This window comes from Pseudomonas sp. E6002, assembly GCF_013385565.1.
GTDB lineage: Bacteria > Pseudomonadota > Gammaproteobacteria > Pseudomonadales > Pseudomonadaceae > Aquipseudomonas.
On sequence record NZ_JACAPT010000009.1, the window covers coordinates 444,140 to 455,988 of the forward strand.

Genomic DNA, 11,849 nt, shown 5'->3' on the forward strand with positions numbered 1-11,849 from the left:
ACGGTAGTTCCAACAACCCTACTTCGGCGGGCAGGCTCAATACTTGAGCGAATCACAGGGGTATCGCGCAAACGATTGCTGGCCGGTGCGCAATCCACTCAGTCGAGGCGCTCGACCTGGGGCAATTCCATGGCCTGCACTTCGCCCTGGAGAAAGTCACCCAGCCGTCGCAAACGCTCGCCACCCGGCCGGGTCTTCGGCCACACCAGATAGTAATTTTCCCCACTGGCCACAGCGGTGGGCCATGGCAGGCTCAGGCGGCCTTGGGCCACGTCTTCGGCCACCATCAGCAAGTCGCCCATGGACACGCCGTACCCTCGGGCGGCGGCGATCATGCCCAACTCCAAGGTGTCGAACACCTGCCCGCCCTTGAGCGAAACCTGGGATGACAGCCCCATGCGCTCCAGCCAGTTACGCCAGTCACGCCGGTCCGGCGTCGGGTGCAGCAGCTCGGCAGAGGCCAGGCGTGCAACGTCCCAGGGTCCGTCGCTCAACAGGTTCGGCGCGCCCACCGGAATCAGCAACTCCGGAAACAGGTAGCTGGCTTCCCAGTCCGGCGGGAAATGCCCGTTGCTCAGCAACACCGCGCAATCGAATGGTTCCTGGTTGAAATCCACCTCATCGACGCTCATCCAGGCGCTGGTCAGTTGCACTTCATTGCCCGGCTGCAGGTGCCGGAAGCGACTGAGCCGCGCCAGCAGCCAGCGCATGGTCAGGGTGGACGGCGCCTTCATGCGCAAGATGTCGTCCTCGGCATTCAAGGTATGGCAGGCGCGCTCCAGGGCCGCAAAGCCTTCACGCACGCCCGGCAGCAACAGGCGCGCCGCCTCTGTGAGTTGCAAGGTGCGGCCGCTGCGCTGGAACAGGCGGCAGGCGAAATGCTCTTCCAGGGTACGAATGTGCCGGCTCACCGCACTTTGGGTGATCGACAACTCTTCCGCCGCCCGGGTGAACGAGTTGTAGCGGGACGCAGCTTCAAACGCGCGCAAGGCGTAAAGAGGAGGAAGACGACGAGACATGGCGAAAACTCCGACGGCGCAATATCGAAACCCTACCAGAATCATTCAGGCATGAGTTTTAATCATGCGAACCATCGGATTTATCCCTTTGTGCAATGCGCTGTGAGCACCGAGAATCAACCCTTCCACCCTTCCCTGACTTTTTGAGCGTGATGATCATGCAGCATCCGGCACGTACCGAACTCTGGGCCATTCTGCGGCTGTCAGGGCCGCTGATTGCCTCACAGTTGGCCCACATGCTGATGGTGCTGACCGACACCCTGATGATGGCCCGCCTGAGCCCCGAGGCCCTGGCCGGCGGCGGCCTGGGGGCGGCGAGCTATTCGTTCGTGTCGATTTTCTGCATCGGCGTGATCGCTGCCGTGGGCACGCTGGTCGCGATCCGCCAGGGCGCCGGCGACATCGAAGGCGCCACCCGCCTGACCCAGGCCGGGCTGTGGCTGGCCTGGTTGATGGCGCTGGTGGCTGGTTTGCTGCTGTGGAACCTCAAGCCAGTGCTGCTGATGTTCGGCCAGACCGAAACCAACGTCGCGTCCGCCGGCCAGTTCCTGACCATCCTGCCGTTCGCCCTGCCCGGCTACCTGACGTTCATGGCGCTACGCGGCTTCACCAGCGCTATCGGCAAGGCCACGCCGGTGATGGTGATCAGCCTGGGCGGCACGGTGATCAACTACCTGCTCAACCACGCGTTGATCGAAGGCATGTTCGGCCTGCCGAAACTCGGGCTGGTGGGCATTGGCCTGGTCACCGCCATCGTTGCCAACTGCATGGCCCTGGCGCTGATCTGGTACATCAAATACAACCGTGCCTACGACGCGTATCCGCTGCGCAAGGGTCTGCTGCGGCCCAACCTGCATTACCTGCGGGAACTGTGGCGCCTGGGCCTGCCGATTGGTGGCACCTATGCGGTGGAAGTCGGGCTGTTTGCGTTCGCCGCGCTGTGCATGGGCACCATGGGCAGTACGCAATTGGCTGCGCACCAGATCGCCCTGCAGATCGTGTCGGTGGCGTTCATGGTGCCGGCGGGCATGTCGTACGCGATCACCATGCGTATCGGCCAGCATTATGGTGCTGGGCAGTTGCTGGAAGCGCGGCTGGCCGGGCGAGTTGGCATAGGCTTTGGCGCAGTGGTGATGCTGGGCTTTGCAGCGGTGCTGTGGTTGTTCTCGCACCAACTGATCAGCCTGTTCCTCGACCAGCATGACCCGGCGTTTCGCGACGTGATCAACCTCGCCGTCAGCCTGCTGGCGGTGGCCGCATGGTTTGAGCTGTTCGACGGCGTGCAGACCATCGCCATGGGCTGCATTCGCGGACTCAAGGATGCCAAGACCACCTTCCTGGTCGGGCTGGGCTGCTACTGGCTGATCGGCGCACCGGCCGCATGGTTGATGGCGTTCAATCTCGGCTGGGGGCCGACGGGCGTTTGGTGGGGCCTGGCCCTGGGCCTGGCGTGCGCGGCAGTCAGCCTGACCTGGGCGTTTGAACGGAAGATGAAGCGGATGATTCGCCAGGAGCCTGAAACCCACCAAGGATTTCAAGCCGCGCAGCCGGAGTAACGGCTGTACTCGGTCAAATGTGGGAGCGGGCTTGCTCGCGAATGCGGTGGGTCAGCCATGAATTGGTTGGCTGAAATACCGCATTCGCGAGCAAGCCCGCTCCCACATTTTTGATCGGGTTCACAACATCAGATCACGCCGCCCACCAGTTCCTGGCTGTCACCAAACGTCAGGTAGTCCACCAGTTCCGCCAACGGCAACGGCTTGCTGATCAGGTAACCCTGGGCCTGATCGCAGCCGAACAACCGCAGCAACGCCAGTTGCTCGGCGGTTTCCACGCCCTCGGCGACCACTTCCAGGTTCAGGTTATGAGCCAGGTTGATCATGGCGTGCACCAGCTTGCGATTCTCTTCGCGCTCTTCCATGCCGCCGACAAAGCTCTTGTCGATCTTCAGCAAGGCAATCGGCAGGCTGTTGAGGTGCACGAACGACGAAAAGCCGGTGCCAAAGTCATCCAGGGAAAAGCGCACACCCAGGCGGCCCAGCGCATCCATGGTCTGCTTGACCAGGTCGCTGCGGCGCATCACGGCGGTTTCCGTCAGCTCAAATTCCAGCCACTGGGCTTCCACGCCGCGCTCGGCAATCAGCCGGCTGAGGGTGCTGAGCAGTTGGCTGTCCTGAAACTGGCGGAACGACAGGTTGACCGCCATGTGCAACGGCGCAATCCCGCGTTCGCGCAGGTCCTGCATGTCGCGCAGGGCCCGGGAAATCACCCAGTAGCCCAGCGGCACGATCAAGCCGCTCTGCTCGGCCAGCGGCACGAACTCGCTCGGCGGCAACAGGCCGCGCTCACCGTGGCGCCAGCGCACCAGTGCTTCCAGGCCGACGATATGCCCATCGTCGAGGTCCAGGCGGGGCTGGTAATGCAGCTCCAGTTCGTCACGACGCAACGCCCGGCGCAGCTCGCTTTCAAGGTCGGCGAGGCTGCGGGCATTGCGGTTGATGCGTTCGTTGAAGATATGAAAGGTGCAGCCCTGGGTGCTTTTGGCTTGCTGCATGGCGATGTGGGCGTGCCACATCAACGGGTCGGCGCCGGCCTTGGCGCGGGCATGGGCCACGCCGAGGCTACAACCGATCAGCAGGCTTTCGCCATCGACCCAATAGGGTTCGGCCATGGCTTCGACGATGCGCTCGGCCATCCATTCGGCGCGCTGGGGCGCACGGCGGGTGTCGATCAGCAGGGCAAATTCGTCGCTGCCCAGGCGCGCCAGTTGATCGCCGGCCTCCAGCTGGCTCTTGAGCCGCGAGACCACTTGCAGGATCAGCCGGTCGCCGGCCTGGTGGCCGAGGGCGTCGTTGGCGTGACGGAAGTTGTCCAGGTCGAGGTGGCCGAGGGCAACGCCACGGCCTTCGTTTTCCGCCAGGCGGGCGGTCAGCAGGGTCTGGAAGCCCTGGCGGTTGGCGATACCGGTCAGCGGGTCCTGTTCGGCCAGGCGTTGCAGGGTGTTTTCCAGCACACCGCGCTCGCGCACATGCCGCAGGCAACGGCGCAATGTATCGACATCCAATGCATTCAGGATCAGCCAGTCGCTGACGCCGAGGGGCGAAACCAGGGGTTCCTCTTCCAACAGCAATACCGTTGGCAAGCTGCAGCGACCGGGGCCGGGCTGAAGGTTGGCCGTGGTCAACAGCACCGCGCTGTGATCGTCGTCGAACAGGTTGCTCACAGACTCCCAGTTTGGCGCGCTGATCAGCACAGCTCCGTCGCCCATCGGCGCCAGGCACTCGCGCAATAACGCTGCCCACGCTGGCTCATCGGCCAGTAGCAGCAAACGCAAGGGTTCGACAGGCGTAGACAAGCTAGCTCCCTAGACTCTGCAAAATTTCGTTGGCGGCGGGCATTATGACGCGCGCCCCGATAATGACCAATGATATGGGTTATCAAATGCGCACTGTGCAGCTCTAGACCGAACAATAGTCCTAAATACCCTGCACATCCTGCGGCAAAGTAACAAAACCGGCAAATTTAGATCGAGTGGTACGTCACACTGTCGTTCAGAGGCAGCAGAATCTTGCCAGCCTGTTAAAATGCCCGCCCTTTTGATCAATGACCTCCTGAATTTCGTATGTCCCGACTCAATCCCCGGCAGCAAGAAGCCGTGAACTACGTCGGCGGCCCTCTATTGGTGCTCGCCGGTGCCGGTTCCGGCAAGACCAGCGTGATCACCCGCAAGATCGCGCACCTGATCCAGAGCTGTGGCATCCGTGCCCAGTACATCGTCGCCATGACCTTTACCAACAAGGCGGCGCGGGAAATGAAAGAGCGCGTCGGCACCCTGCTCAAGGGTGGCGAAGGCCGTGGCCTCACCGTGTGTACCTTCCACAACCTGGGGCTGAACATCATCCGCAAGGAGCACGTGCGGCTGGGCTACAAGCCGGGCTTCTCGATCTTTGACGAGACAGACGTCAAGGCGCTGATGACCGACATCATGCAGAAGGAATACGCGGGCGACGACGGCGTCGACGAGATCAAGAACATGATCGGCTCGTGGAAAAACGACCTGATCCTGCCCGCCGAAGCCCTGGAAGCTGCGCGCAACCCCAAGGAGCAGACTGCCGCCATTGTCTACACCCACTACCAGCGCACGCTGAAGGCGTTCAACGCGGTGGACTTCGACGACCTGATCCTGCTGCCGGTGAAGCTGTTCCAGGAACATGCCGACATCCTCGAAAAGTGGCAGAACAAAGTCCGCTACCTGCTGGTGGACGAATACCAGGACACCAACGCCAGCCAATACCTGCTGGTGAAGCTGCTGATCGGCAAGCGCAACCAGTTCACCGTGGTGGGCGATGACGACCAGTCGATCTACGCCTGGCGCGGCGCCCGCCCGGAAAACCTGATGCTGCTCAAGGACGACTACCCGTCCCTGAAAGTGGTGATGCTGGAGCAGAACTACCGCTCCACCAGCCGCATCCTGCGTTGCGCCAACGTGCTGATCTCCAACAACCCCCACGAGTTTGAAAAGCAACTGTGGAGCGAGATGGGCCACGGCGACGAGATCCGCGTGATCCGCTGCCGCAACGAAGACGCCGAAGCCGAGCGCGTGGCCGTCGAACTGCTCACGCTGCACCTGCGTACCGACCGGCCCTACAGCGATTTCGCGATCCTGTACCGCGGCAACTACCAGGCCAAGCTGATCGAGCTGAAGCTGCAGCACCACCAGATTCCGTATCGCCTGTCGGGCGGCAACAGCTTTTTCGGACGCCAGGAAGTGAAAGACCTGATGGCCTACTTCCGGCTGATCGTGAACCCGGACGACGACAACGCCTTCCTGCGGGTGATCAACGTCCCACGCCGGGAAATCGGTTCGACTACCCTGGAAAAGCTCGGCAACTACGCCACCGAACGCAAGATCTCGATGTACGCCGCCACCGACGAAATCGGCCTGGGCGAGCACCTCGACACTCGTTTCACCGACCGCCTGGCGCGCTTCAAGCGCTTCATGGACAAGGTGCGCGAGCAGTGCGCCGGCGAAGACCCGATCAGCGCCCTGCGCAGCATGGTCATGGACATCGACTACGAGAACTGGCTGCGCACCAACAGCTCCAGCGACAAGGCTGCCGATTACCGCATGGGCAACGTGTGGTTCCTGATCGAGGCGTTGAAAAATACCCTGGAGAAGGACGAAGAAGGCGAGATGACCGTCGAGGACGCCATCGGCAAGCTGGTGCTGCGGGACATGCTTGAACGCCAGCAGGAAGAGGAAGACGGCGCCGAAGGCGTGCAGATGATGACCTTGCATGCGTCCAAGGGCCTGGAATTCCCCTACGTGTTCATCATGGGCATGGAAGAGGAAATCCTCCCGCACCGCTCCAGCATCGAAGCCGACACCATCGAGGAAGAACGGCGCCTGGCCTACGTGGGCATTACCCGCGCGCGTCAGACATTGGCCTTCACCTTTGCCGCCAAGCGCAAGCAGTACGGCGAGATCATCGATTGTGCCCCCAGCCGGTTCCTCGACGAACTGCCGCCGGACGACCTGGCCTGGGAAGGCAACGACGACACACCGACCGAAGTCAAAGCCGTTCGCGGCAACACCGCCCTGGCGGATATACGCGCGATGTTAAAGCGCTAGAATCGACTACTTTTTAATCTACTTTCGGCGCGTGTTGCGCCAACAGAGGAAGCTTTCGTGGAAGCACTGCACAAGAAAATTCGCGAAGAAGGCATCGTGCTTTCCGATCAGGTACTCAAGGTCGACGCCTTTCTGAACCACCAGATCGACCCGGCGCTGATGAAACTGATCGGTGACGAGTTCGCTGCGTTGTTCAAGGATTCGGGGATCACCAAGATCGTCACCATCGAAGCCTCGGGCATTGCACCGGCGATCATGACCGGCCTGAACCTCGGCGTGCCGGTGATTTTCGCCCGCAAGCAACAGTCCCTGACCCTGACCGAAAACCTGCTGTCGGCGACGGTGTATTCCTTCACCAAGAAAACCGAAAGCACCGTGGCGATTTCCCCGCGCCACCTGACCAGCAGCGACCGCGTGCTGATCATTGACGACTTCCTGGCCAACGGTAAGGCGTCCCAGGCGCTGATCTCGATCATCAAACAGGCCGGCGCGACCGTTGCAGGTTTGGGGATCGTGATCGAGAAGTCGTTCCAGGGTGGCCGTGCGGAGCTGGATGCCCAGGGTTATCGGGTTGAATCGCTGGCGCGGGTGCAGTCGTTGGCGGGTGGGGTTGTGACCTTTATCGAGTAATCGGTGCGGGCACGGTTAAACATGTGGGAGCGGGCTTGCTCGCGAAAGCGGTGTGTCAGTCACCGGATAGGTCGACTGATCCACCGCTTTCGCGAGCAAGCCCGCTCCCACATTTGATCTCCTGTGTTTTCTAGTGCGCGGTAGCTTGTAGGCCCGCTAGCAACAGGCGCTGATACAAGTCCTCCTTCAACCCCTCCGGCTTATCCAGTCGCATCCGTACCAAATGCTCGGGAAACGCTTCCGGCTCCGGTGCATCCAGCGCTGCCTTGCCCAGCTCCAGAATCTCCGTCAGCTTGAATTTGCTCTTGAGCCAGTTCAACGCCCGCAACAAATCCCGCTCTTCATCCGTGAAGTCACTGCCCAGCGGATACTCCGGGAACAGCCGTGGATGCCGCGCCTGAATCCCCTGCAGACGCTCCGGCGTGTTGTCGGCAAACCGCGGATCCAGCTGGAAATCCTTCGGCAACTTCCCGGCCTTCTGCGCCTGTTCGATCAAATCTTCCTGGAACCGTGAGTCGGTGATATTCAGCAGCGCCTCGATCACCCTGGCATCAGTCTGCCCGCGTAAATCCGCGATGCCGTATTCGGTGATGACGATGTCTCGCAGGTGCCGGGGAATCGTGCAGTGGCCGTATTCCCAGACGATATTGGAACTGACCTCGCCGCCCGATTCGCGCCAGCTGCGCAGGATCAGGATCGAGCGCGCGCCTTCCAGCGCATGGCCCTGGGCGACAAAGTTGTATTGCCCGCCAACACCGCTGAGCACGCGGCCGTCTTCCAACTGGTCGGCCACGCCCGCGCCCAACAGGGTCACGGTAAACGCGCTGTTGATGAAGCGCGCATCCAGGCGCTGCAAACGCTTGAGTTCTTCCTGGCCGTACAGCTCGTTGATGTAGCTGATGCGGGTCATGTTGAATTCCAGGCGCTTGCTCTGCGGCAAGTCCCGCAAACGCTCGTAAAAGCTACGAGGCCCGAGGAAGAAGCCGCCATGCACAGAGATGCCGTCGGTCTGTGCCGCTTCGTCCAGGGTGCCGGCGTTGGCCCGCTCCTGGGTCGCGACGTCCGGGTATACCTTGCGCCGCACAATCCCGGCATCGGCCAGCACCAGCAGGCCATTGACGAACATTTCGCTGCAACCGTACAGCCCACGGGCAAACGGCGCGACTCCGCCTTCGTGGCTGATCAGCGGTGCCCATTGGTACACATCCAGGTCGGTGAGCAACAGGCGATACGCCTCGTTATCGGCCTGGCGCGCCAGCAAGGCCGCAGTCAGTGCATCGCCCATGGAGCCGATGCCGATCTGCAAGGTACCGCCGTCGCGCACCAGGGTGCTGGCGTGCAAACCGATAAAGTGATCCTGGAAACCCACCGGCATGTTCGGGGTGGAGAACAGCGTGGTGCTGTCCTTCTCGTCGATCAGGAAGTCGAACTCATCCATGCCCAGCTCGGCGTCGCCGGGCATGTAGGGCAAATCACTGTGAACCTGGCCCACCACCAGGATGGTTTCACCGGCCTCGCGGCGCTTGGCGATCATCGGCAACAGGTCGAGGGTGATGTCGGGGTTGCAGCTCAGGCTCAGGCGATCCGGATGTTCGGCGCTGCTGGCCACCAGTTGCGCGACGAGGTTCAGGCCGGCGGCATTGATATCACGGGCAGCGTGGCTGTAGTTGCTGCTGACGTAATCCTGCTGCGCCGAAAGGCTGTGGAGCAAACTGCCGGGCTGCATGAAGAACTGCTGCACGTGAATGTTCGACGGCAGGCTGTCCTTGCGCAGTGCGGCGAGGAAGTCCAGCTCGGGATAGTCACCGAAGACCCGTTCGATAAAGGGCTCGAGAAAGCGCTTCTGCAAACCATCGCCCAAGGTAGGGCGACCCAGCGCCAGGGCTGTGTAGATGGTCAGCGTCCGGTCCGGCAACTTGGCGATACGCCGGTACAGCGCGTTGACGAACAGGTTGGGTTTGCCCAGGCCCAGGGGCATGCCCATGTGAATATGCGCCGGCAGCCGTGCCAGTACGTCGTCGACTGCTTGCTCGATTGAACACAACTGCACCATCCGACTTCTCCCGAACATTCCATGAATTGGGGTTGGACCGAGCTTGCCGGGTCTTTGCTGCAAAGAACAGCCTCAAAAAGCAAATCGCGGGCACAAAAAAGCCGCTGGTCAGCGGCTCTTTTGGCGAAGATCGGTTTATTTCAGCCCCGACATCTTCTCGATCGCGCCTTTAAGCTCGGCATCCGAGCAATCGGCGCAGGTGCCTTTTGGCGGCATGGCGTTCAGACCGGTAATGGCCTTGGCCAGCAGGCCATCGAGGCCACCCTGATGGTCCGCGCGGTCTTTCCAGGCGGCGGTGTCACCGATTTTCGGTGCGCCCAACAGGCCGGTACCGTGGCAAGCATTGCAGTGCTTGGCGATTACGTCATCCGGCGATTTCGCACCGCCGCCGCCGCCCGCAGCCACTGCCACTTCCATCCCCTTGCACTCTTGCCCCTGGACGCACACCTGGCCTACAGGCTCCAGGCGCTTGGCAATATCATCATTGGTCGCAGCTTGAGCGCTGACAGCCCATAGGGCCAGTACGGTTGCTGGTGCAGCCAGCATTTTCATAATTAGGTTCACGCGTTCACCCTCAATGGTGGCTATTCACGCCTGCGGCCACGGTTTCGCAGGCGGCGAAAGTATAACGGTTAGCCCGCCCCGCCGAAACAACCCTATTAACCAAGGGGAGATTCAGCAAGGCAGAATGCTGCTACGGGCGTCTCTGCGACATAGGCAGGACGCCTCTTTTCTTAAAAGTTCGCGGGTGTGGCTGCGCTGATTAGTCGCGCCGGCACTTCGAACGGATTGCGAAAACGGTGCGGCTTGGTGCTTTCAAAGTAGTAGCTATCGCCGGCTTCGAGCACAAAAGTTTCAAGGCCGACCACCAGTTCCAGGCGACCTTCTACCAGGATCCCGGTTTCCTCGCCCTCGTGGGTGAGCATCTCTTCGCCGGTATCAGCACCTGGCGGGTAGATCTCGTTGAGGAACGCAATCGCCCGGCTCGGGTGCGCGCGGCCCACCAGTTTCATGGTGACGGCGCCGTCGGAGATATCGATCAGCTCATTGGCTTTATAGACGATCTGGGTCGGTTTTTCCTGGAGGATCTCCTCGGAAAAGAACTCCACCATCGACATGGGAATGCCGCCCAGCACCTTGCGCAAGGAGCTGATGGAGGGGCTGACACTGTTTTTTTCGATCATCGAAATGGTGCTGTTGGTGACGCCCGCGCGCTTGGCTAGCTCACGCTGGGAAAGACCTTTCAGTTTACGGATGGATTGCAGTCGTTCGCCGACGTCCAATGCAGGAGCCTCCTAGGATTCAGGCGTTGTTGTAATTGAGCGTTATCATGGCGACAGCGTTCAGTATTTACAACACTTTGGCCTAAATCCCGGGATCTGCCATTCGTGGGTGCCGCTCAAGCGCCGGAATAGAGCCGTGGCACTCGGCGCAGGTTGCAGAAGATCTGGTACGGAATGGTGTCGGCGGCGGTGGCAACGTCACTGGCGAGGATGTTTTTGCCCCACAATTCGACGGTGGAACCGAGCCCGGCCTGGGGCACGTCGGTCAGGTCGACACACAGCATGTCCATCGACACACGGCCCAGCAACTGGCTGCGCTGGCCGGCCACCAGCACCGGGGTGCCGGTGGGTGCGTGGCGCGGGTAGCCGTCGGCGTAGCCCATGGCAACTACCCCGATGCGCATCGGTTTCGGGGTAATGAACCTGGCGCCGTAGCCCACAGGTTCGCCGGCCGGCAGTTCACGTACGCAGATGACTTTCGATTCGAGGGTCATCACCGGCTGCAAACGCGCGGCGATGGCCTGGCCTTCGCCAAACGGCGTGGCGCCGTAGAGCATGATGCCCGGGCGTACCCAGTCACTGGAAACGTTCGGCCAGCCCAGCACCGACGGCGAGTTGCGCAGGCTGACCTGGGCCGACAAGCCCTGGCGCGCCGCTTCAAACACCGCCACTTGCTCTTCGCTGCTGGTGCTGTCCAGCTCATCGGCGCGGGCGAAGTGGCTCATCAGCACGATCTTCGCGACTTTGCCGCTGGCCAGCAGGCGCTGGTAAGCGTCGTGATAATCCTTGGGGTGCAAGCCAACGCGGTGCATGCCCGAATCAAGCTTGAGCCAGACGGTCAGCGGCTTGCTGAGTTGCGCCTGTTCAATCGCGTCCAGCTGCCACAGCGAATGCACCACGCACCAGAAATCATGCTCGATGATCAGCGGCAGCTCGTCGGCTTCGAAAAAACCTTCGAGCAACAGCACCGGCCCGCGAATCCCGGCGGCCCGCAGCTCCAGCGCTTCCTCGATGCAGGCCACGGCAAACCCGTCCGCCTCGGCTTCCAGCGCCTGGGCAACACGCACGGCACCGTGGCCGTAGGCATCGGCCTTGATCACGGCGAGGGCCTTGGCCCCACCCGTGACTTCACGGGCCAGTTGATAATTGTGGCGCAGGGCTTGGAGGTCGATCAGGGCACGGGCAGGACGCATGGCGGCAGGCTTCTAGGCGGCGGTGGGAAGAAAAAACCG

The 11,849-nt window shown here is 61.6% G+C and carries 9 protein-coding genes; 3 read left to right on the top strand and 6 right to left on the bottom strand.

The genetic code is table 11. The annotated features are described in order from the left end of the window. Window positions 1-98 precede the first annotated feature (98 nt). Entirely contained in the window at window positions 99-1,019 is a 921-nt protein-coding gene (locus tag HX815_RS08375) for a LysR substrate-binding domain-containing protein (protein WP_003208769.1), read from the bottom strand. 152 nt (window positions 1,020-1,171) lie between these two features. Between HX815_RS08375 and HX815_RS08380 the strand changes: the two genes are divergently transcribed. Beyond that, entirely contained in the window at window positions 1,172-2,575 is a 1,404-nt protein-coding gene (locus HX815_RS08380; protein ID WP_008439410.1) for a NorM family multidrug efflux MATE transporter, read from the top strand. A 128-nt stretch (window positions 2,576-2,703) separates the two neighbouring features. Here HX815_RS08380 and HX815_RS08385 read toward each other — a convergent pair whose 3' ends face one another. Beyond that, window positions 2,704-4,374 carry a bifunctional diguanylate cyclase/phosphodiesterase gene (locus HX815_RS08385; RefSeq protein ID WP_008439412.1) on the bottom strand — a complete coding sequence of 557 codons (1,671 nt, stop codon included), beginning with the start codon at window positions 4,372-4,374 and terminating at the stop codon, window positions 2,704-2,706. Window positions 4,375-4,641: 267 nt separating this feature from the next. Between HX815_RS08385 and rep the strand changes: the two genes are divergently transcribed. Next, complete coding sequence (gene rep / locus HX815_RS08390; protein WP_008439414.1) at window positions 4,642-6,651, top strand: DNA helicase Rep; 2,010 nt, start codon at window positions 4,642-4,644, stop codon at window positions 6,649-6,651. A 57-nt stretch (window positions 6,652-6,708) separates the two neighbouring features. After that, complete coding sequence (locus HX815_RS08395) at window positions 6,709-7,281, top strand: xanthine phosphoribosyltransferase (RefSeq protein ID WP_008439415.1); 573 nt, start codon at window positions 6,709-6,711, stop codon at window positions 7,279-7,281. Between the two features lie 130 nt (window positions 7,282-7,411). Here HX815_RS08395 and HX815_RS08400 read toward each other — a convergent pair whose 3' ends face one another. From HX815_RS08400 to alr, 4 genes are all read right to left on the bottom strand, one after another. Further along, a complete protein-coding gene (locus HX815_RS08400) occupies window positions 7,412-9,334 on the bottom strand; it encodes an acetyl-CoA hydrolase/transferase family protein (RefSeq protein ID WP_177028056.1) in 1,923 nt (640 codons plus the stop codon). Window positions 9,335-9,469: 135 nt separating this feature from the next. Next, complete coding sequence (locus HX815_RS08405) at window positions 9,470-9,886, bottom strand: cytochrome c5 family protein (protein WP_008439417.1); 417 nt, start codon at window positions 9,884-9,886, stop codon at window positions 9,470-9,472. A 182-nt stretch (window positions 9,887-10,068) separates the two neighbouring features. After that, window positions 10,069-10,617 (bottom strand): cupin domain-containing protein, encoded by a 549-nt coding sequence (locus HX815_RS08410; protein ID WP_003208755.1) that lies wholly within the window; start codon window positions 10,615-10,617, stop codon window positions 10,069-10,071. 116 nt (window positions 10,618-10,733) lie between these two features. After that, complete coding sequence (gene alr / locus HX815_RS08415; protein WP_003208753.1) at window positions 10,734-11,810, bottom strand: alanine racemase; 1,077 nt, start codon at window positions 11,808-11,810, stop codon at window positions 10,734-10,736. Window positions 11,811-11,849: the final 39 nt, after the last annotated feature.